Annotated in this window: 15 protein-coding genes and 2 pseudogenes; 5 read left to right on the plus strand and 12 right to left on the minus strand. The window is 70.3% G+C overall.

The window, feature by feature from the left end; all coding sequences use genetic code 11:
- Positions 1 to 84: 84 nt before the first annotated feature.
- Both OH809_RS35480 and OH809_RS35485 read right to left on the minus strand, forming a co-directional pair.
- Complete coding sequence (locus OH809_RS35480) at positions 85 to 1770, minus strand: DUF885 domain-containing protein (protein ID WP_406516043.1); 1686 nt, start codon at positions 1768 to 1770, stop codon at positions 85 to 87.
- 124 nt (positions 1771 to 1894) lie between these two features.
- On the minus strand, positions 1895 to 2398 hold the full coding sequence (locus OH809_RS35485; protein WP_406516044.1) for an Lrp/AsnC family transcriptional regulator: 504 nt from the start codon (positions 2396 to 2398) through the stop codon (positions 1895 to 1897).
- A gap of 59 nt (positions 2399 to 2457) precedes the next feature.
- Between OH809_RS35485 and OH809_RS35490 the strand changes: the two genes are divergently transcribed.
- Entirely contained in the window at positions 2458 to 3669 is a 1212-nt protein-coding gene (locus OH809_RS35490; RefSeq protein ID WP_406417384.1) for a trans-sulfuration enzyme family protein, read from the plus strand.
- On the opposite strand, the gene OH809_RS35495 is transcribed toward OH809_RS35490, so the two are convergent.
- The 5 genes and pseudogenes from OH809_RS35495 to OH809_RS35515 form a co-directional block, all read right to left on the minus strand.
- Positions 3605 to 5038 carry a GNAT family N-acetyltransferase gene (locus OH809_RS35495; RefSeq protein WP_406516307.1) on the minus strand — a complete coding sequence of 478 codons (1434 nt, stop codon included), beginning with the start codon at positions 5036 to 5038 and terminating at the stop codon, positions 3605 to 3607. The genes OH809_RS35490 and OH809_RS35495 overlap by 65 nt on opposite strands.
- A gap of 210 nt (positions 5039 to 5248) precedes the next feature.
- Positions 5249 to 7951 (minus strand): DUF6493 family protein, encoded by a 2703-nt coding sequence (locus OH809_RS35500; RefSeq protein WP_406516045.1) that lies wholly within the window; start codon positions 7949 to 7951, stop codon positions 5249 to 5251.
- Positions 7948 to 9321: an SWIM zinc finger family protein gene (locus OH809_RS35505; protein WP_406516046.1), complete on the minus strand. Its 1374-nt coding sequence runs from the start codon at positions 9319 to 9321 to the stop codon at positions 7948 to 7950. The genes OH809_RS35500 and OH809_RS35505 overlap by 4 nt, the downstream gene beginning before the upstream one ends.
- A gap of 494 nt (positions 9322 to 9815) precedes the next feature.
- Positions 9816 to 11396 carry an alkaline phosphatase D family protein gene (locus OH809_RS35510; RefSeq protein ID WP_406516047.1) on the minus strand — a complete coding sequence of 527 codons (1581 nt, stop codon included), beginning with the start codon at positions 11394 to 11396 and terminating at the stop codon, positions 9816 to 9818.
- A gap of 340 nt (positions 11397 to 11736) precedes the next feature.
- Positions 11737 to 12230: pseudogene (locus OH809_RS35515) on the minus strand (saccharopine dehydrogenase); the annotation flags it as partial.
- 61 nt (positions 12231 to 12291) lie between these two features.
- Between OH809_RS35515 and OH809_RS35520 the strand changes: the two are divergent.
- Together OH809_RS35520 and OH809_RS35525 are read left to right on the plus strand one after the other, a co-directional pair.
- Positions 12292 to 12504 (plus strand): annotated as a pseudogene (locus OH809_RS35520) (helix-turn-helix domain-containing protein); the annotation flags it as partial.
- A gap of 395 nt (positions 12505 to 12899) precedes the next feature.
- A complete protein-coding gene (locus OH809_RS35525) occupies positions 12900 to 13664 on the plus strand; it encodes a GntR family transcriptional regulator (protein ID WP_406516048.1) in 765 nt (254 codons plus the stop codon).
- 48 nt (positions 13665 to 13712) lie between these two features.
- On the opposite strand, the gene OH809_RS35530 is transcribed toward OH809_RS35525, so the two are convergent.
- The 3 genes from OH809_RS35530 to OH809_RS35540 all read right to left on the minus strand — a co-directional run bounded on the left by OH809_RS35530 (position 13713) and on the right by OH809_RS35540 (position 16801).
- On the minus strand, positions 13713 to 14870 hold the full coding sequence (locus tag OH809_RS35530; RefSeq protein ID WP_406516049.1) for an ROK family protein: 1158 nt from the start codon (positions 14868 to 14870) through the stop codon (positions 13713 to 13715).
- Between the two features lie 100 nt (positions 14871 to 14970).
- On the minus strand, positions 14971 to 15621 hold the full coding sequence (locus OH809_RS35535) for a response regulator (RefSeq protein ID WP_406417373.1): 651 nt from the start codon (positions 15619 to 15621) through the stop codon (positions 14971 to 14973).
- Between the two features lie 4 nt (positions 15622 to 15625).
- A complete protein-coding gene (locus tag OH809_RS35540) occupies positions 15626 to 16801 on the minus strand; it encodes a sensor histidine kinase (protein WP_406417371.1) in 1176 nt (391 codons plus the stop codon).
- Between the two features lie 108 nt (positions 16802 to 16909).
- Here OH809_RS35540 and OH809_RS35545 point away from each other — a divergent pair, with 108 nt between their 5' ends.
- Together OH809_RS35545 and OH809_RS35550 are read left to right on the plus strand one after the other, a co-directional pair.
- Positions 16910 to 17848 (plus strand): ABC transporter ATP-binding protein, encoded by a 939-nt coding sequence (locus tag OH809_RS35545; protein WP_406417369.1) that lies wholly within the window; start codon positions 16910 to 16912, stop codon positions 17846 to 17848.
- Positions 17849 to 17850: 2 nt separating this feature from the next.
- Positions 17851 to 18588 (plus strand): ABC transporter permease, encoded by a 738-nt coding sequence (locus OH809_RS35550; RefSeq protein WP_406417368.1) that lies wholly within the window; start codon positions 17851 to 17853, stop codon positions 18586 to 18588.
- A 300-nt stretch (positions 18589 to 18888) separates the two neighbouring features.
- Here the strand turns inward: OH809_RS35550 and mug are convergent, their stop codons facing one another.
- Positions 18889 to 19446 (minus strand): G/U mismatch-specific DNA glycosylase, encoded by a 558-nt coding sequence (mug, locus tag OH809_RS35555; protein WP_406417366.1) that lies wholly within the window; start codon positions 19444 to 19446, stop codon positions 18889 to 18891.
- Between the two features lie 19 nt (positions 19447 to 19465).
- Positions 19466 to 20908, minus strand: a complete 1443-nt coding sequence (gene purB, locus OH809_RS35560) for an adenylosuccinate lyase (protein ID WP_406417364.1) — start codon at positions 20906 to 20908, stop codon at positions 19466 to 19468.
- Positions 20909 to 21186 lie beyond the last annotated feature (278 nt).

Here is a 21186-nt window from a genome sequence, read left to right on the forward strand (position 1 = left end):
CCGCTCTCTTCCGGTAGAGGGGAAGCGGCCGGGCCCACCGTACCGAACCGGGCCCGACCGCCTTCGTGGCGAAAACCGTCCGGATCAGAGCTTCGACAGCTCGTCGACCAGATCGTCCAGACCCAGCGGCCCCTGCGACAGCGCGGCCATGTGCCAGGCCTTCGCGTCGAACGCGTCGCCGTGCGCCTTGCGCGCGTTCTCCCGGCCCAGCAGCCAGGCACGCTCGCCCAGTTTGTAACCGATGGCCTGCCCCGGCATGGACAGGTAGCGGGTCAGCTCGCTCTCCACGAAGTCCGCCGGCCGGCCGCTGTGGTTGCCGAAGAACTCCTGCGCCAGCTCGGGTGTCCACCGCTCACCGGGGTGGAAGGGGGAGTCCGCCGGGATCTCCATCTCCGCGTGCATGCCGATGTCCACGATCACCCGGCAGGCACGCATCATCTGTGCGTCCAGGTAGCCGAGGCGGCGCTCCGGGTCGGGCAGGAAGCCGAGCTCGTCCATGAGCCGCTCCGCGTACAGCGCCCAACCCTCGGCATTGGCGCTGACGATGCCGATCGACGCCTGGTAGCGGGAGAGACTGTCGGCGACATGGGCCCACTGGGCGATCTGCAGGTGGTGGCCGGGGACACCCTCGTGGTACCAGGTGGAGACCAGGTCGTACACCGGGAAGCGGGTCTCGCCCATGGTGGGCAGCCAGGTGCGGCCGGGGCGCGAGAAGTCCTCGGACGGACCCGTGTAGTACGGGCCCGCGGCGCCGCCGGGCGGTGCGATCCGGGACTCCACCTTCCGTACCCGCTCGGCGAGTTCGAAGTGTGTGCCGTCGAGGGCTTCGATCGCCTCGTCCATCAGGCCCTGCAGCCAGGCCTGGACCTCGTCGACACCCTCGATGTGCTTGCCATGCACATCGAGATGGGCCAGCGCCTCCCAGGGGCCGGCCCCGGGCAGCACCTTCTCGGCCTCGGTCTTCATCTCGCCGAGCAGCCGGTGATACTCGGACCAGCCGTACGCGTACGCCTCGTCGAGATCCAGATCGGTACCGTTGAAGTAACGCGACCAGCGGGCGTACCGCTCGCGGCCCACCGTGTCGGGCGCACCCTCGACCGCGGGGGCGTACACATCGCGCATCCAGTCACGCAGCGCCTCCGTGGCCTCCGTGGCCTGCCGGGCGGCGTCGTCCAGATCCGCGCGCAGCGAGTCCGGGCCCGCGGCGACGAAGCCCTGGTAGAACCCTGTTCCGTCCTGCCCGACCCACTCGGTCAGCTGGCCGATGAAGGTGGCGGTGGCGCGCGGACCGCCGTACAGCTTCCGTTCCAGGCCGAGCGCGAGCGAGGCGCGGTACCCCTCCAGGGCTCCGGGAACCGCGAGCAGCCGCTCCACGACCGCCGCCCAGTCCTCATCGGTCTCGGTCGGCGTCACCGTCAGCGCCACGCGGACGCTGTGCGCCGGTGAGTGCAGGTTGGAGACGGCTCGCAGGCTTTCATCGGCCTCATGGACAGCGATCTCCGCGGTCAACCGCTCGCGCAGCAGGCGGCCGCAGCGGCGCTCTGCGTCGCTGTCCGCGCCCGGGAGCTGCTCGGCGGCGTCGAGCTTCACCAGGGTGGCGCGGGCGAGTTCGGCAAGGGCTTCCTGCCCAGCGGGGGAGAAGTCGGGAAGACGGCGGGAGCTTTCCGCCACACCGAGGTAGGTGCCTGAGATCGGGTCGAGTTCGATGAATGCGTCGACGTAGGCGTCGGCGACCTGGCGGGGCAGCGCGCTGTTCGAAGTGTCTGGCATGTGGACATCTTCGTACGGCCTGGGGGCCCGCGTCACTATCAATAGATCTCAGGGACTTGACACAGTCCATTCCGGTTCGACGTGGTGGACGCGGATCACCGACCGAGGTGGCCGGAACCGGTCATTAGGATTCTGCGGTCCTTCCGGGCGCCGTGGCGGCCGGCGGCAACAGCGGCCCGCACTCCCACTGCTGGAATATCAGCCGCGTCTCCACCCGGGCCACTTCGCGCCGCGAGGTGAACTCGTCGAGCACCAGCCGCTGCAGATCCGCGGTGTCGGCAACGGCCACGTGGACCAGATAGTCGTCGGGGCCGGTCAGATGGAAGAGCGCGCGGGACTCCGGCAACGCCCTGATCCGCTCGACGAACGGGCCGATGAGCTCCCTGCGGTGCGGGCGGACCTGCACCGAGAGCAGCGCCTCCAGACCACGGCCGATCCTGGTCGGGTCGAGACGCAGCCGGTGGCCGAGAATCACGCCTGAGCGGCGCAGCCGGGCCACCCGGTCCAGACAGGTCGACGGTGCGACCCCGACCTCGGCGGCGAGCTCGCGGTACGTGGTCCGGGCATCGTTCTGCAGCAGCCGCAGAATGTGCAGGTCCACCGGGTCCAGAACGACGGAATCGGCCATTCGCCGAACGTAGCACGGTGCTTCGACGCCACGGCCCGGCACCTGTTCAGAGTGGTGTCATGGACACCGAAGCCTCGATGCGGCCCTCGACGACACCCCGGTCCAGGGCGCTGGCCACCGAAGCCGTGCACGCCGGACGCGACGACCTCGCTGCACTCGGCCTGCACGCCCCGCCGATCGATCTGTCCACCACCTACCCCTCGTACGACTCCAGGGGAGAGGCGGAACGGATCGACACCTTCGCCACCACCGGCGCCCGGCTCGACGGGCCGCCCGTCTACGCCCGGCTCGACAACCCGACCACGGCACGGTTCGAAACGGCTCTGGCCCGGCTCGAAGGGACCGAGAGCGCTGTGTCGTTCGCCAGCGGAATGGCGGCGCTCACCGCGGTTCTGCTGGCCCGCGCGAGCATGGGACTGCGCCATGTGATCGCCGTCCGCCCGCTGTACGGCTGCAGTGACCATCTTCTCGGTGCCGGGCTGCTGGGCACCGAGGTCACCTGGACCGATCCGGCGGGCATCGCGGAGGCGATCCGTCCGGACACCGGTCTGGTCGTGGTCGAGACACCGGCCAACCCGACGCTCGCCGAGGTCGACATCCGGGCGCTCGCGCACTCCTGCGGGTCGGTTCCGCTGCTCGTCGACAACACCTTTGCCACCCCGGTCCTCCAGCGGCCCGTCGAGCACGGCGCACGGATCGTGCTGCACAGCGCCACCAAGTACCTGGGCGGGCACGGCGATGTGATGGGCGGCGTCGTCGCCTGCGACGAGGAGTTCGCGGCCCGGCTGCGACAGGTGCGCTTCGCCACCGGCGGGGTACTGCATCCGATGGCCGGATATCTGCTGCTGCGGGGTCTGTCCACCCTGCCGGTACGGGTACGTGCCGCTTCCGCGAGCGCCGCCGAACTGTCCCGTCGGCTGGCCGCCGACCCGCGCATCGCCAGGGTCCACTACCCGGCGGTGGGCGGGGCGATGGTCTCCTTCGAGGTGTACGGGGATCCGCACCGGGTGATCTCCGCCGTACGGCTCATCACTCCCGCGGTGAGTCTCGGCAGTGTGGACACCCTGATCCAGCATCCGGCCTCCATCAGCCACCGCATTGTGGATGAGGGAGACCGGCAGGCTTCCGGTGTCGGGGACCGGCTGCTGCGTATGTCGGTCGGCCTGGAGGACGTCGAGGACCTGTGGGCCGACCTCTGTCAGGCGCTCAGCGACTCGCCTGCTCGTACGGCGGCAGGGAGCGTACCGGAGTCGCGTCCAGCCGGGCGGTGATGACGAGCGTGCCCTCCTCGATCTGGTAGTCGAGGGGAAGTTCGAGGGCTCGCATGGCGGCGACCATGCCGGTGTTGGACGCCTGGGTGACGGCGTAGACGCTGTCGCAGCCGGCCTCGACGGCGAGCGTCACCAGGCGGCCGAGGAGCTCCGAGCCGATGCCCCGGCGCTGCCAGTCGTCCTCGACGAGGAGGGCCACCTCGGTCTCGTCACCGTCCCAGAGGAGGTGTCCCAGGGCGACCAGGCGGCCGGAGGCCGTCTGGACGGCCAGGGTGCGGCCGAACCTGGGGCTCAGCAGGTGGTCCAGGTAGCGGTCGGCGTCGCGGACGGGACCGTGGTAGCGCAGCCGCAGCGTCTGCTCGGAGCAGCGGCTGTGCATGGCGCGGGCGGCGGCCAGGTCGCTCCGGTCCGCGCGACGGACGGTGATTTCGTTGCCCTCGGGGAGCATGAGCACGTGCTCGCTGCGCGGGACGCGGGGGCCGAGCCGGGCGTCGAGCTCGACCAGGGTGCGGGCCCGGGCGAACTCGGTCGGGGTGAACGGCAGATAGGGCCGCTCGATGGTGATCGCACCGCCGGACGGGTCGCGCAGTCTCATCACTGTCTCCTCGAGCATCCCTTCGACCGGTGCGCTCTCGCCGGTCGCACGGCCGGTGATCGAGACTGCGGGCAGCGAGTGGATGGTGCAGCGCCCAAGCAACTGGCGCAGGGCGAGCGGGAGTTCAGCGGCGTCCAGGGCGGTGCGGGTGGCGAGTTCCAGGATCCGGGTCGGGGCGTCCACCAGGTCGTGCGCGTCGGCCCGCTCGATCCAGGTGGAGCTGCCTCCCGCGGCGGAGATCGCCCGGCTCAGCGGTCGGACCTGGAGCGAGGCGGGGGCGCGCAGCAGGAACTCGTCGACCGTGCCCTGTGCCAGCGGATGCGTCTGCAGAGTGAGGATGTCGATCCGGTGCCGGGCGAGCGCGACGCAGAGCGCGGCGAGGCTGCCGGGGGTGTCCCGGACCGTGGTGCGCATCCGCCACAGCACCGTGTCCTCGTCGGACGGGGCCGGACCGGCGGCGGTGGGCGTGGTCACGAGTTCGGCGGCAGCGATGGCCGCCGCGTTGTCGGTGGCCGCGTGGTGGGACAGGTCCACGCTGTGGTCGACGCCGGTTGGCGGCGGGGCGTGACTGTGCCGCCGTGCCCACCAGGCGTGGAACGCGGCCGTCGCCACGAGGGTCAGGGCCGAGGCGATCAGCAGATACGGTCCATCGGGCTGGTGCCCGATCATGTTGGCGATCGCGTCGGCCACCGCGACGGCGGTGAACAGGGCGGCCAGCTCGATCAGGTCCCGTCGCCAGTGGTGCGGGCGGCGGGTACTCTTCGCGGATGTCACATCAGTCATGAGCTCACTGTGACGGAGCGGTGTTGCCTGATCACGAACGCCTTGTGTCTGATGGGTTAAGTGTGGATCTAGTCCTCTATCACCCGTTTCTACCGGTTGCTGTCGTGGATGGCTGCGGCCGCTGCGGGGTTTGCGGCGGGCCTGGGCGCTTCGAAGGCGGGACGGGACGGGGCACGGTGGGGCATGACCCGTCGCTGCGGGTTACGGCACGATGTCGTCGGCCGTCGTGTCCGATCCCTTTTCCCGGGCCGCCTGCAGCCGTGCCGCATGACGTACCAGCTGCGACGAGCCGCCGCGCGCGACCAGAGCCGCCAGCCCGGGTATCGGCTCGGCCGCCACCGCACCGCAGCGTTCCGTGCATTCGGCGGCCACGGACAGCAGGTCGCTCAGCCCGCGCGGGGCCTGCTCGTACGCCAGCAGAGCGGGCAGCGCGGCGGCCAGCACGGTGAGCACCGTACGGTATGCGCCGGTGGCGGAAGCCGTACGGGCGGACTCCGCCACACGGCTGGGTTTCACCAGCTCACGGTCGACCAGAATCGCCAGCTCCCGGCCGAGCAGCGCCGCGTCGAGCCTGCCCTGGGCCGCGAGCACCAGCAGGGCGTCGACCGCCGACAACCTGTCCTCCGGATGGCGGGCGCCGAGCCCGTACGCCACGGCCAGATGGATGGCCCCGGCGGCCGGGCCGCCGAGCTCGACGAGCAGGGGCAGCGGCCAGGCCGCACCCCGTAGCTCCTCGGTCGCGCAGGTGGCGACGGCGGGCAGCATCCAGGCGGCCATCGTCTCGCCGTCCTCGGGCAGGGTGGCGAGCCAGGAGCCGGGCTCCTCGCCCCAGTGGTAGCACAGGCGCCCGTCCGGGAAGTGCGGGCGGCCCAGCCAGTGGAAGGAACGCGGGAACTCCTGCTCGATGACCGGACTTTCCGCGGTGGCCAACAGGACGCGTCGCGTCCCGGCAGGAGATCGCTGCAACCAGGTGCGCGCAGGAGCCTGTTCGTTCTCCAGATGGTGCTGGCGCACAGGTGCGACCGGTTCGTCCGCGTCGAGCCAGGCAGCCAGCCGGTCACCCTGCGCGGTGCCGAGCAGGGCGGCCGCCGCCTCCGCCGCCTCCGCTGCCTCGCGCCGACCGCTGCGCCGCACGCGCAGCAGCGCCTGGGCGAAATCGGCTTCCCCGGGTTCGACCCCGAGCTGCTGATACGTACGCAGCCGCTCGACCAGCACCGCCGGGTCCAGCGAGCCGGTGTGCCATGTCGGAGTGGCCAGCAGGAACGGCGACCTGCCGATCAGTACCGAGTAGGCGGCCTCCCACAGCCGCGCCCGGAGGACTCCGTCGAGCGCGGCATGGACACAGGTGCCGGCCTCGGTCCAGCCGGCACGCCCGTCGTGAACGGCTCGCACCGAGACCCGCTCGAGCAGTACGGCCACGACGAGTTCGATGCCCGTGTCCAAGCTGAGCGTCCGCTCGACGTGGGACGATGTGTCGTCGAGCCACCACCGATCCGCCAGCGCGTCGCGCAGCGCATCCGCCAGCGCCGGACGGTCCGTGTGGGCATGGCGGACCAGTCCGTCCAGGGCCCGCTCGAAGGCGGCCGGCTCCCGTGATCCGGATCGCACCAGTGCCACCACCTCCTCGACGAGCTCGGTGGTCGTCTCCGGCGCAGGTTCGAGCCGACGCGGAGCGGGAACCGGCGGCAGTATCTCCTCGTACGGCTCGGCCGGTGGCCGGGCGTCCAGCAGATCCCCGAACACCTCTGCCGCCGCTGCGTGGCGCACCGGCCCCAACAGCTCCGCGGACATGGCGAGTTCCTCGCGCAAGGGGTCGCCGACAGGGGGTGCGTACCGCGCCACCAGCTTCAGCGCCCGCTCCTGGATGCCGATGTCCTCGTGACCGAATGCCTCGGCGACGACCGGCAGCAGTTCTTCGGCCGCCGAAGCGTCGCGGCGCAGCGCCTTGCCGAGCAGCACGAGCTGGGCCCGGACCAGCTTCTTCTCCGTCCGGAACAGCACCGAACCCGAAACGTCCGCCAGCTCCCGCACGGTCAGACCACCGCGCTCGTCCAGCCGGGCCAGCACATCCTGAGCATGGCCCGCGACGGTCGAGATGCCGTCCGCAGCCATCCCGATCCAGTCGGCGACCCGCTCGGCCTCCTCCTGCTCCGTCAGCGCGAGCCGGCGCAGCACGGCCAGGAAGAACCGCAGATCGCCGGGCTTTCCGCCACGGAGCAACCGGGTCACGCAGCAGTTGACGAGCACGGACCGCTCCAGCAGCCCCTCCTCCACCGAAGTGGCCAGCGCCGAGGGCCAGTTGTCCGCGGACTTGGGGTCCTGATCGCCGTACCAGATGACCTGCGGGGGCAGCTCCGTCGTCTCGAAGAGCCGCGGCGCCATCACTGCGAGATGCGGATCCGCACGCAGTATGTCGATCAGCGGCCGCGCGCCTTTCCGCTGCCACTGCGGGGTGGAGACCCTCTCCGCCCAGCCGACGACGAAACCCTCCGTGGCGGGCACGGGGCACTGTGCCCTCTTCACCAGTTCGGAGACGAACTCGTAGTCGATCCGGGTGGCGGTGGGCCGCGCGGCCAGCCGGTGGGCGAGGTCGCCGAGCCAGGCAGGATCACGGTCCGCGAGCACGTCGAGGACCAGCGGGTACGGGGAGCGGGTCCAGTCGCGCAACTCCCGGCCACCGATCCAGGTGGCGCAGCCGGCAGCTCCGGAGTGACAACCCGCTCCGGCGATCAGCAGGGCCTTCTGGACCTTGTCCCGTTCGCGCCATTCCCAGCTCCACGACTCCTTGCGCAGCGCCTTCAACTCCGCCAGCGCAGAACGGCGTTCCGCCCGCTCCAGCGGCAGGAGCAGTCCGGGGACGTCTTCCTTGCGTCCCTCACGTACGGCAGTGAGCAGTTCCTTCATCGCACACCCCCGGCAACCGGCGCGTCCCGGCGGACCATCCGGACGGCGAGAGCGTGCTTGCAAGGGCCCCGCCGCCCCCGGTAGTCCGCCCACCACTGGCAGGTACAGCTAAGCACTCCGTCCTTCTCCCTCACCTGGTAGCGGTGGTCCCCCGAGGCGACGGCAGCCAGCTCCCCGTCCAGCGCGACCGCGCCCGAGCCGGCCAGGTGACGGGCGGCGACCAGACGCGGATTGTGCCGCTCGGCCCGGTCGGCGTCGTACGGCAGCTCACGGTGGAAGTACGCCGCGTCCGCGAGGTCGTACCCCACCCGGCCCGCTGTGCCCAGCCGGGTGAGGGCGGCCCGTACCCGCTCCACCGAAAGCCCCGACTGCTCGGCGAGGTCCGCCGGTTCGATCCGCGGCTCCCAGGCGAGCAGTACGGACACCAGCTCGGCGTCGGCCGCCGCATCGTCGGTGGCCAGCGCTTCGAGCACGCCGCCCTCACCGGAGAAGCCGCGCGAGGCGTCGGGCGACAGCGTCAGCGTGAGACGCATTCCCGGCAGCACGACCTCCCAGGCGCTCGCGGCCGCGGCGCCGTCGGCCACGGGCCCGTACACCCGCAACGCCGTCGCGTGACGCAGCACCCGCTGGAGCGTCACCAGCCGCTCGGGCCCGGGCAGGCACACTGCGCCGGCCACCGGCCGAGTGGTCGGCCGCAGGTTCTTCCCGGCGGGGACGACCCACTGAGCGCCGCGCGACGCGTTTCCCGACGAGCGCGGCAGCGCGCGCAGGAACCGGACCGCATCCGGCGCGGACAGCTCCGCCCGCAGATCGAAACCGGCGGAGACCACCTGGGCCTCGGCGAACCCGCGCAGCCAACGGTCCGGCAGCGGCACCTTCTTCTCCACCACCGGACCGGCCGACGTGGTGACCGCCATCTCCTCAGGACCGACCCGGAGATGCAGCGGATCGTCTCCCTCTATCCGCGAAAGCGCCTCCCGCAGCGGGTTGTTGACATCCACATTCGTCGTGCCGTGCCCTGTCTCCGCGCCGTCCAGACCGTCCTGCAGCACATCGAGGGGCGCATACACCCCGCAGCAGCCGGAGAACGACTCGAAGCGCAGCCGGTCGCCGTTCCCCGTCACCACCGGGTCGAGGGAGGAGGGCAGGGTCCGCTGGTAATAGCGCGCTGACGCCACGTCCGCCACGGCCAGCAGCCCGCGGGCGGCGATCCGCGGCGAGGCGAGAAAGCCGGCGAAGAACCGGGGGTGGGGCTCTGCTCCCCGCGGCGTCAGACCGCCCGCGGTCTCCAGGCCGAGCAACTGTCCGGCCTGGGAGGACTCGAGAACGGAAGGGCGGGAGTAGGCCAGGGCCTGTACGGATCGGGTCATGCAAAAACCGTAGAACCCACCACTGACATTGATACTCGTAAGTGGGTTCCGGTGGTCGTGGCTCCACCACTGACTGACGCCCTGCTGGGCTGTCCTCCGGTTGTTCTGTCCGGCTGCCGGGACCCGTTCTTCATGGCTCCGGCCAGGTGGAACATGACCTGATAGGAGCTTGGTCAGAAGCCCCCTCAATGTCCTGTCTGCCCCACCCGGCCGGGCGCCACCTCCGGCTAGGAAGGCACCTCCAGCATGACAGCAGCGGGCATGACGGACACAGCGCACGAGACCGTGTACGGAGGAGTCGACTCCCACAAGGACACGATCCACGTGGCGGTCGTCACCGACCACGGTGGCCACGTCACCGACGCCGAGTTCCCGACCACGACCGCCGGCTTCGCCGCGGCGATCGCGTTCCTCAACGCACACGGCACCGTGACCGCAATCGGCCCCGGACGGGCTGTCCGGGGCCTCGCCCGACGTCGGCTACGGGCGTCCGCTCACTGTCCGACGCGACCCGGCTGCAGCACCGTGGTGAACAGCACCGAACCGCCCTGTGCCCGAAGCCGCACCGTCAACTCGCCGCTGTCCCCGTCGATGTCGACCTCGCCGAAGAACTGCGGCGACTCCATCGGCGACACGTTCGCCCGGTCGGGCGCGCGCAGGAAGACCTGGTCGGGGCCGAAGGTGTTGTCGAGTGCGTTGGCGGGGAATCCACCGGCGGCCAGCGGACCCGACACGAACTCCCAGAACGGTGCGAAATCCTTGAACGCCGCGCGCTCGGGGGCGTAGTGCTGTGCCGATGTGTAGTGCACGTCGGCGGTCAGCCAGACCGTGCCGGTGATCCGGCGGTGCTTGATGAATCGCAGCAGCTCGGCGATCTGCAGCTCACGGCCGAGCGGGGCACCTGGGTCGCCCTGCGCCACCGCCTCGAAGTTCGTCGCACCGTCCGTGACGACCAGTCCCAGCGGCATGTCTGCGGCGATCACTTTCCACACCGCGCGGGACCGCGACAGCTCGCGCTTGAGCCAGCGGAGCTGCTCGGCGCCGAGGATGCCCGTGGTGTCATCGGGCTGCCGGCCGGGGGAGTTGGCGTTCCGGAACGACCGCATGTCGAGGACGAACACATCGAGCAGCGGCCCGTGGTGCACCACCCGGTGCACCCGGCCGTCGCTGGACGATTCGTGCGGTGTGGAAACCGGGAAGTACTCGCGGAATGCCTGCATCGAGCGCGCTGCCAGCACATTCACGTTCTTCTCGGTGTACCGGGCGTCGTCCAGGATCTGCCCGGGATACCAGTTGTTGCGTACCTCGTGGTCGTCCCACTGGATGATCGACGGCACCTGTGCGTTGAACTTCTTCAGGTTGTCGTCAAGAAGGTTGTAGCGGAAGTTCCCGCGGTACTCGGCGAGCGTCTCGGCGACCTTCGCCTTCTCCTCGGTGGTGATGTTCCGCCAGACCCTGCCGTCGGGCAGTGTCACGCTCGGCTCGATCACACCGTCCGCGTAGATGTTGTCGCCGCTGCAGAGGAAGAAGTCCGGGTCGAGGCGGCGCATCTCGTCGTAGACCCGGTATCCGCCGATGTCCGGGTTGATGCCCCAGCCCTGTCCCGCGATGTCGCCGGACCACAGGAAGCGCACCCCGTCCCGGCGCCGGGCAGGAGCGGTACGGAACGTTCCGTAGACCGGCTCACCGGCCCGCCGCGGATCGTCCGGGTCCGCGAGCGTCACCCGGTAGTGCACCTGCTCGCCCGCCGGAAGTCCGTACAGCGGAGTCGTCCCGGTGAAGTCCGTGCCCGGACCGACGAGCGGGCCGTACCAGGTGCGGGCCCGCCTGAACGACTCCGTCGCCGACGTCTCCACGATCATCCGGGCCGGCCGGTCCGCACGTACCCACACCAGGGCGGACGACGTAGTGACATCACCCACCTGAACGCCCCAGCCCGCGCGCGGACGGCCGGACAGGGCGAAAGCGGGGGCCGCCGCTCCCGCCACGGGAAGGGCGAGCGCGGCCGAAGCGGCGAGCGAACCGCGCAGCACGGTGCGGCGGTCGGGCGAAGAGATGCGCGGAAGGTACGACATCGAGGTGCCTCCGGGGGCAGCGGGACAGAGGTACGGGTGGCCGGTCGACCGGCCCCACTTTTGTGCCCGTCTGCGGCGGGCACACCAACCTCAGATGAACACCGGGCCCCGGCTCCCGTCGATGTCCCGTCCGCGCGTGTCGCGTTGGGCCTGCGCCAGCAGCCGTACGCCGCGCGCGATGTCCGGGGGCGCCAGATGCGCATAACCGAGAACCAGGTTCGGGGGCGTGTGGCCGCGGGCATTGGCAGCACACCGTGGTGGCTCACTCCGACCGCCAGGGCCGACGCCTGTCCATCGACGGGTCGCGCGGAGCCGACGCACAGCGTAGGCGGTCTGTCCGCTACTGACGCAGTTCAAGGGAGATGTGCGGGGACAGCGCGCGGAGGAAGTCGGGCGCGTCGAAGAACTTGCCGGCGGAGGCGACACCGACCGTCCTGGTCTGTCCCGTGAGGATGCGGCAAACCGCTTCCACTGCGAGCGGCGCGGTGACAGCGTAGATGTCCTGGCCTCTCGCCACAGCGCGCCGTTCAGTGCCGCCTGAGCGCACGACCACGTCGACGAGGGAGGTTTGGCGGACCGCCCACGGTCGTCGACCGCAGCCGGCGCCGGTGTGTCCGGGGCCGACAGATCCCCGGCCGCCTCAATCGTCATGTATGTGCGCACCTCAGGGATGGACAGGCGGCTGGGGATGGTGACGGCGTCGGCCATCGTGAACTCTCCGATGACAGCCCGGGTGCCCATCGGGTCGGGAAAGGCCCACTCCAGGGTAGGCGGGGCGGCATTGCGGTACTCCAGCCGCCCGTTCGTGCAGCGGACGCGTCGGCCGGATCGTCGACCGACGCCGGCCGGGCGTCGAGTCCGGGATTGGACGCCGCCAGCGACTGCAGCACTGTAATGGCTGCTGACTCAGCGGATCCGCCATGCCCAGGAGTTGCTGGAGACCACCGACGACACTGTTGACGCCATCGCGGCAGCCACCGGCATGGGCACTGCCACGACGCTGCGCCGACACTTCAACCGCAATGTCGGCGTGCCCCCGGACACCTACCGCCGCACCTTCCACTCACGGATCCGCCCCGGCTCGAACGACAGCCAGCAAACCTGCTGACGCGGCGACAGCGGCGGAAAGCCAAGGCGGCGCTGCGGATCATCGAAAGCCAGGACAAGGTCGGTCGCTTCCTCTTGGCCGTCGCGAAGGATCGGCCTGATCGTCCGCAACCCTGACAAGCTTGCCAACCTGGCTGTCGCACAGCCACCCGTTCCGACGCCCTGCCCGGCCGAAGCCCCACGGACCCTCCGGACTTGGGGCTTTGTGCAGCGCGCGCCGCACGGCACCACGAACGTCCTGTGAACGCTCTGCGACAGGGCCCCGATTCACAGCGTGACGGAACAAGGATTGGTCTTGACCAAGGGGGTGTGCCGCCCTATGGTCTCAACGTTAAGACAGGAACCTTTAATAAATAACGTCGCGGAAAAAGACGCTGGGTGATTGCGGAGGACAGGGTGGGGACCACGCAGCTGGAATCGGTACAGGAGCCGAAGTACTGGCACCTCAAGACCGTCCTCACTGAGGCACTCGACTCGGACTTTGCGGTGGGAGAGATCCTGCCCAACGAGCGCGAGCTCGCAGCCAGGTTCGGCGTCGCCCGGGCAACGCTCCGACAGGCTCTGGAGCAGCTCGAACTCGAAGGCAGGCTGCAGCGCCGCCGCGGCGTGGGGACCACTGTCGCCCCGCCGCGCGTGGGCGTCGCCGTCTCGACCGCGCAGCACGACTGGACGGGCGGCGCCGACGAGGCCTGGCAGCCCATCGGCTGCACGACCGCGACAGCGCCCGCCCCGGTCCTCGCCATGCTCGACGGGGGGAGCGACGAGCCGGTGCACATCGTTCGCCGGATCCGGGTCACTCAGGGGCAGCCGGTCGCTGCGGAATTGCTGTACGTGCCGTCGGCGTCCGTGCCCGAACTGTCCGCGATCGAGACCCCGTCGGGTGCCGCCCGAGCCCGCAGCGTCGTGCGGGAACTGCACCGTCTCGGCCTCGACGGCCAGGACCGCTCGGTGGAGCTCGGCTCCGCGCGAGCGGACGACGCCAAGGAGCTCGACCGGCTCCCCGGCGCACCAGTCCTCGTCGTCACCACCCGTTACCTCGCGGCGGGCGGCACGGCTGCGGTCTCCGTCGCCACCTACCGGGCCGACACGTGCCGACTCACCTTCGGTGACTCCGGCGACTTGGAGTTCAGCCACCCCGGCGAGGAGCGCCACGCGTCCTGAGCCCGGCCGGTCCCGCCGGCTTCGAACGCAACGAACGGCCCGTCGCGCTCAGCGGCGGGCCGTCACCGATCCCTCCACGGCGAAGAGCTGCTCCTCGACATGGTCGAGCGCCAGCCGCAGGGCGCCCGTGGCCACGGCCGCCTCGCCCAGCAGCGACAGCGCGACCCGCGGCGGCCGGAGACAGTACCGGGCCAGCTCACCGCGGAGCGGATCCAGCACTCCGTCCAGCCCGGCGGCCCAGCCGCCGATGACCACCAGCTCCGGGTCGAGCGCCAACACCAGCGCCGCCACATCGTGCACCAGCCGCTGGATGAACCGCTCCACCGCAGCCTGAGCCCGCACATCGCCGTGCCGGGCCTCCGCGAACACCGCGGCGACCGCCTGCTCGTCCAGCGGATCCAGCGGCGTGTCCGCCATCGACAGCAGCTTTTCCGGTGTGACCTCGCGGCCCAGCAGATGGAGTGCGCCGATCTCGCCCGCTGCGCCGCCGTAACCACGATGTAGCCGTCCGCCGATCAGCGAACCGGCCCCCGGGCTCAGCCCCGCCAGGACGAACACGATGTCGTCGGACTCGGTCGCGGCACCCTTCCAGTGCTCGGCCACCGCCGCGGCGTTGGCGTCGTTCTCCACGAGCACCGGGCAGCGGAAGGAGCGCCGCAGCCGCTCACCGAGCGCGAGACCGGTCCAGTCCGGCAGTGCGGTGCCCAGGCGTACGGTCCCGTCGGCCTCCACGATCCCCGGACTGCCCACCCCGACCGCGCGCAGACTGCTCCGGGCAACCCCGGAGCGCCGCAGCAGATCGGCGACGACGGCCCTCACCCGGTCGAGCCGGTCGTCCGCGGAAGCCGTCTCCGACACCTCGCGCGAACCGGCGCCGATGATCCTGCCGTCCAGCCCCGACAGAAGTGCGGAGACGCGGTGCGGGCCGATCTCGATGCCGAGCAGATGTCCCGCCTCGGCGCGGAACCGGAACCTGCGGGCCGGCCTGCCCTGACGTCGGGCCTCACCCTCGTCGGGCGCCGATTCGACGACCAGACCGGCTTCGAAAAGCCCCTCGACGACGCCCTCGACCGTTGGCCGGGACAGACCCGTGATACGAGTCAGGTCCGTGAGCGTGGGGGAGTGGGCGCCCCTGAGGGCATGGAGTACCACCGCGGAATTGATCCGTCGCAACAGCGACGGGTCCCCACCGGTCAACCGGCCCACGGTGTGTCCTCCCAGCTCGCGAGCATGTCAGGCGGATCGTACTCGCTGCCCGGAAGCGGAGCGGCCGTGACCCGGAACAGGGATCAGGGCGCCCTCGGCGTCAGCCCGGAGCCACGAACCCTGACTCGTACGCGGCGATCACCGCCTGCGTCCGGTCCCTGGCCCCCAACTTGGCCAGTACGGCGCTGACATGGGTCTTCACTGTCTCGACACCGACCACCAGCTTGGCGGCGATCTCCGCATTGGACAGTCCCCGGGCCATCAAACGGAGCACCGCCTCCTCCCGCTCGGTGAGCGCCGCGCGCTCCATGGCCGCCTTGGCCTTGCTCGTCCCGTACTCGGCGGCGAGCTGCCGGACCGCGGCCGGGAAGAGCAGCGACTCGCCCTCGGCGACCAGACGCACCGCATGCACGATCTCCGAGGGCCGGGCCCGCTTGAGCAGAAAACCGTCCGCCCCGGCGCGCAGCGCCTCGTACACGTACTCGTCGTTCTCGAACGTGGTCACCACCAGGATCTTCGGCGGATCCGGCACCGTGCGCAGCACCACCCGGGTTGCCTCGATGCCGTCCATCAAGGGCATGCGCACGTCCATCGCCACCACATCGGGGCGCAGTCGGCGCAGCAGCGGGATCACTGCGGCACCGTCGGCGGCCTCGCCCACCACCTTGATATCGGGCTGGGCCTCAAGCACCGCCCGCAGTCCCGCGCGCACGAGGGGTTCATCGTCGACCAGAAGAACGGTAACCGGCATCCGGTCAGCGTAGGCCGTCCAGCGGGAGGCTCGCCTGCACCCTCCACTCGCCGTCGTACGGACCGGTCTTGGCCTTTCCGCCCAGGAGCGCGGCCCGCTCACGTATGCCCCGCAGTCCGCTGCCGCCGCCCGGAGTACCTATCGACCCGGTGAGCGGATTGGTCACCTCAAGCTCCAGCCAGCCGTCCGCGACCGTGATCCTCACCCGCACGGGGACGGACCCGGAGTGACGCAGCACATTGGTGAGGGACTCCTGCAGGATCCGGTACCCCTCGCGGGACACCGGTCCCGGCACCAGCTCCACCGGACCGGAGACCTCGGCGTCGACCTTCGCCCCCGAACCGCGTGCCGAGTCCAGCAGCCGGTCCGCCTCGGCGAGTGTCGGCCGCTGTCCCACCGGTGCTTCCGACTCCCGCAGGACCCGGAGCACCCGCTCCAGATCGTCGAGTGCCGCCCGGCCCGTCTCCTCGATCGCGGCCAGTGCCCGCTCGGTGAACGCCGGATCGTTCGCCGCCCGCGCCGCACCCGCCTGGACGACCGCCACGGTCAGGGCGTGCCCGATCGAGTCGTGCAGCTCGCGCGCAATGCGATTGCGCTCCAGCAACTGCTCGGTGCGCTCCTCCAGCACGGTCAACCGCTCCACCGGTGACGGACCGAGCAGCCGCCGCGCCGCCGCCGTGATCAGGTCACCGCACATCACGACAACTGCGAGCAGCAGGAGAAGAGGCACGGGTGCAAGCAGCGCGTACCACCAGTGCGGTTCCACCCCGCGGATCAGCCAGTCGTCGCTCGGGCCCGAACCCGACGCGGTGAGGACGAGGTCAACTGCCGTGGCGGACAACCACACCGTCGCGAACAGCGTCAGCACCGAGAGCAGCAGCCGCACCTCCAGCCAGACCACGGTCCGCCAGCGGGCCGCCCAGGTTTCCGCCGGAGCCGCGGAGATCGCTGCGTCGGCTCTGCCGCGCTCCGACGGCGTCAGCAACAGCTGAGCCTGAACCCCCTCGGCGAGCCGCATACCGGGGACCAGGCCTACAGGCACGGCAAAGATCACAGGAGCCCATGGAGCGGTGTCTAGGGAGATGAACAGCCACACACTGGCGACCGCGCACGGAATGAGCATGTGCAGCCAGCGGGTATAGGTGACCGGCTCGGTCAGCGGACGGAGAATGCGGCGCATGCCGCCATCGTGCCAGCCGTCGCGAACGTGACGGCTCCCCCGAGCGAGGGAGATGATCCCCTCCGGCGGGGGAGGCCGGGAGCGGGGCGCGGCCGCCAGGCTGAGGACATGACCAGCATCGACGTCCATGAGCTCACCAAGGAATACGGCGCGACCCGCGCAGTGGACCGCCTCACGTTCAGTGTGCGCCCCGGCCGGGTCACCGGTTTCCTCGGCCCGAACGGCGCCGGCAAGTCCACCACCATGCGACTCGTCCTCGGCCTGGACCGGCCGACCGGTGGTACGGCCACTGTCGGCGGGCAGACCTACGCCGCACTCGACCATCCGCTGCGCCGGGTCGGCGCGTTGCTCGATGCCCAGGCCGCCCACGGTTCGCGGACCGCGCGGAACCATCTGCTGGCTCTCGCGACGAGCAACGGCCTTGCTGCCGGCAGGGTCGAGGCGGTTCTGGAGGAGGCGGGGCTCGGCCGGGTCGGCGGCCACCGGATCAAGACGTTCTCGCTGGGTATGCGACAGCGCCTCGGCATAGCGGCTGCTCTGCTCGGCGACCCGGACGTCGTCATGCTGGACGAACCGTCGAACGGGCTGGATCCGGAAGGCATCATCTGGATACGGGAGCTGATGAAACGGCTGGCCCGAGAGGGCCGCACGGTTCTTGTCTCCAGTCACCTGATGAACGAGACGTCGTCGTTCGCCGACCACCTCGTGGTCCTCGGCCGGGGCAGACTCCTTGTCGACCAGCCGACGCAGGAATTCCTCGACTCCCGCAGCCGACCGCGCGTGCGCGTACGCACGACGGAGTCGGGTCGGCTCCGCGACGTGCTGACCGGCAAGGGACACGAGCTCGTACAGAGCCACGACGGGCGCTGGATCGTCGAGGGCGCCAGGGCGGAGGAGGTCGGCGCCATCGCCGCCTCCGAGGGCATCCCCATTCTTGAACTCATCGACGAACAGGCCACTTTGGAGCAGGCCTATCTCGATCTCACAGCCGATGCGACGCAATTCGCGTCTGCAGCGGTGTCACCCGCTACCCGTCAGGAGGCCTGACCATGTCGACCACCGACGTGCTCCGTTCCGAGTGGATCAAGATCAGATCGGTGCGGTCCGTGGCCGGTTCCTTGATGGCGGTCTTCCTGGTGACACTCGCTGTCACCCTGCTCGCCTTCGCCACCGTTGGTCAGGCCGAGGCGGAGAGCTCGGACACCGACCTCGTCTTCGGGGCCTTCTACGCACTCAACTTCGGCCAGATCGCTGCCATCAGCTTCGGCGCCACAGCGCTCTCCTCCGAGTATTTGAATGGTGCCTTGCGGATATCGCTCGCGGCGGTGCCACGCCGTGACCTCTTCTACGCGGCGAAGATGACCCTCATCGGCGCGCTCGCCCTGGTGGTCGGGCTCGCCACCAGCTTCACCGCGTTCCTGGTGGGCCAGCTGTTCATGGGGAAGTACGCGATCGGTCTGGGCGAACCCGGAGCTCTCCGAGCCGCCTTCGGCGGCGGGATATACCTCGCCCTCATGGCCCTGTTCGCCGCAGGCCTGACGGTGCTGCTTCGCAGCGCGGTCGCCGTACTCAGCCTGCTCATCCCGTTCGTCCTGATCGTTTCCTTCGTGGTCGGGGACATCGCGAGCGGCGTGGCGCTCTATCTGCCCGACCGGGCCGGACAGTTGGTACTGCACCAGAATCCGGAGGGCAGTCTGGGGCCATGGGCAGGGCTGGCCGTCACGGCCGGCTGGGCAGGCCTCGCGCTGCTCGCCGGCTGGTGGGCGATGAGGCGCAGGGACGCCTGAGGACCGATGTCCCGCGGCTTGGTGGGGCACATCGGGAGGTGGCCGCGAAAGGGGCCGGGAACGGCGCCGGGCATGGGCGAGAGGCTGAAAGCCTCTCAAGGCTCATGCCAGGGAACCTGTTGTCAGTGCCGGGCGGTTGACCGGCGGCATGGCGACCGCCCATCACCTCCGCCGCATCGACGGGGTGCGCATCGAGCCTCGGAGGTGAGGACGCGGGTGCCGCCGGCCCTGCAGCCCCACCCCCTGACGTCAAATCCCCCGAGCCCCGCAGACCTCTGGTGCTCGCTTCCGTAGTCCGGCTCAGTCCGAATGGTTGGGAGCGGTGAAGTGAGCTGCCGCGCGGAGGCGCCCGTACTCCTCGGCCATGCTCTGAGCGGTCCAGTGGGCGTTGAGGCCGCTGGGGTTGGGCAGGGCCCAGACCCGGGCACCGCCGATCGTCCGGTCCTGCGGGCCGATCTGTGCGCAACGCTCGCCGAAGGCGGTGCGGTAGGCGGTGACCCCCACCACCGCCAGCCACTGCGGGCGCAGTTGCTCGACCTTGGCTGTGAGGATCAGTCCGCCCTCGCGGAACTCCTCGACGGCCAGTTCGTCTGCTCTCGCCGTGGCCCGGGCGACCACATTGGTGATGCCCAGACCGTAGGTCAGCAGCTCGTGCTGTTCCGAGGGCTTCAACTGGCGGGGAGTGAAGCCGGACAGGTGGAGCACCGGCCAGAAGCGGTTGCCGGGGCGGGCGAAATGGTGGCCCGTGGCGCCCGTCATCAGGCTCGGGTTGATTCCGCAGAACAGCACGCGCAAGCCGCCCGCGACCACATCGGGAACGATGCGGTCGCGGGCGGACTGAAGCTCTTCGCGTGTCATCCGGCGACGGTTCCGACTGTCAGAGGATCGAGCCCGGCGTGTATCCCGCAGCCTCGGGGTGCTGCTTGGTGATCTCCTCGATCCGGGCGACGAGCGCGGTGACCTGGTCGCCGGCCGCTCCCGTGAAGGAGAGCTTGTCGGCCATCAGCGCGTCCAGCTGCTCCCGGTCCAGCGGGATGCGGCCGTCGGCGGCGAGCTTGTCAAGCAGCTCGTTGCGCTCCGTGCCCTGCTCGCGCATGGCCAGAGCGGCGGCGACCGCGTTCTCCTTGATGGCCTCGTGGGCGACCTCGCGGCCGACACCGGCGCGCACCGCGCCCATCAGTACCTTGGTCGTGGCGAGGAACGGCAGGTACCGGTCCAGTTCGCGGGCCACGACCGCCGGGAAGGCCCCGAACTCGTCGAGCACAGTGAGGAAGGTCTCCAGGAGACCGTCGAACGCGAAGAACGCGTCCGGCAGTGCCACCCGGCGGACCACGGAGCAGGACACGTCGCCCTCGTTCCACTGGTCGCCCGCCAGTTCGCCCGTCATCGAGGCGTAGCCGCGCAGGATCACCATCAGTCCGTTGACGCGTTCGCAGGACCGGGTGTTCATCTTGTGCGGCATCGCGGACGAGCCGACCTGACCCGGCTTGAATCCCTCGGTCACCAGCTCGTGCCCGGCCATCAGCCGGATCGTCTTCGCGACCGACGAGGGCGCGGCGGCCAGCTGCACCAGTGCGGTCACGACGTCGTAGTCGAGCGAGCGGGGGTAGACCTGGCCGACCGAGGTGAACGCCTGTCCGAAGCCGAGGTGGACGGCGATGCGCTGCTCCAGGGCGGCGAGCTTGGCGGCGTCACCGCCCAGCAGGTCGAGCATGTCCTGCGCCGTGCCGACGGGGCCCTTGATGCCCCGCAGGGGGTAGCGGCCCAGCAGGTTCTCCAGCCGGCCGTACGCCACCAGCAGCTCGTCCGCCGCGGTCGCGAAACGCTTGCCGAGCGTGGTCGCCTGGGCGGCGACATTGTGGGAGCGGCCGGCGATGACCAGTTCGCCGTATTCGCCCGCAAGCCTGCCGAGCCGGGCCAGGACGGCCACGGTGCGGTCGCGCATGAGCTCCAGCGAGAGCCGGATCTGCAGCTGCTCGACGTTCTCGGTGAGGTCCCGGGAGGTCATGCCCTTGTGGACCTGCTCGTGCCCGGCGAGAGCGTTGAACTCTTCGATCCGTGCCTTGACGTCGTGCCGGGTAACCTTCTCGCGTTCCGCGATGGAGGCGAGGTCGACCTGGTCGAGGACACGCTCGTAATCGGTGAGGGCGGCGTCGGGTACCTCGATCCCGAGGTCCTTCTGAGCGCGCAGCACCGCCAGCCAGAGCTGGCGCTCCAGTTTCACCTTCTGCTCGGGGGACCAGAGGACGGCCAGCTCCGTGGAGGCATAGCGGCCGGCCAGGACATTGGGGATGCGAGGCTTCGCAGACACAGCAGTCACGTGTCCAGAGTTTACCTGTCGTCTTCAGCGGTTCGTGAGCGCCCACCAAGTCCATAAGGTCCAGGTCAGAGGCTCCGAGACCGCCGTCTCACACATGGTGTGTGAGACACGCGTGAGACGAAACGGCCCCGGGCCGGTGATTTCAGCACCGCCGGGGCCTTGAGACGAAACCCTTCCGATCAAGGGAGCCGAACCATGCAAGACCGTAGCTTGAGCGCCGAGCCGGGCGGCCTCCTTGCGGCTGTCCTCGAAGCACTCGCCATCCCCGCGCCGGCCAC

Origin of the sequence: Streptomyces sp. NBC_00873, from assembly GCF_045207415.1 — a bacterium.
GTDB lineage: Bacteria > Actinomycetota > Actinomycetes > Streptomycetales > Streptomycetaceae > Streptomyces.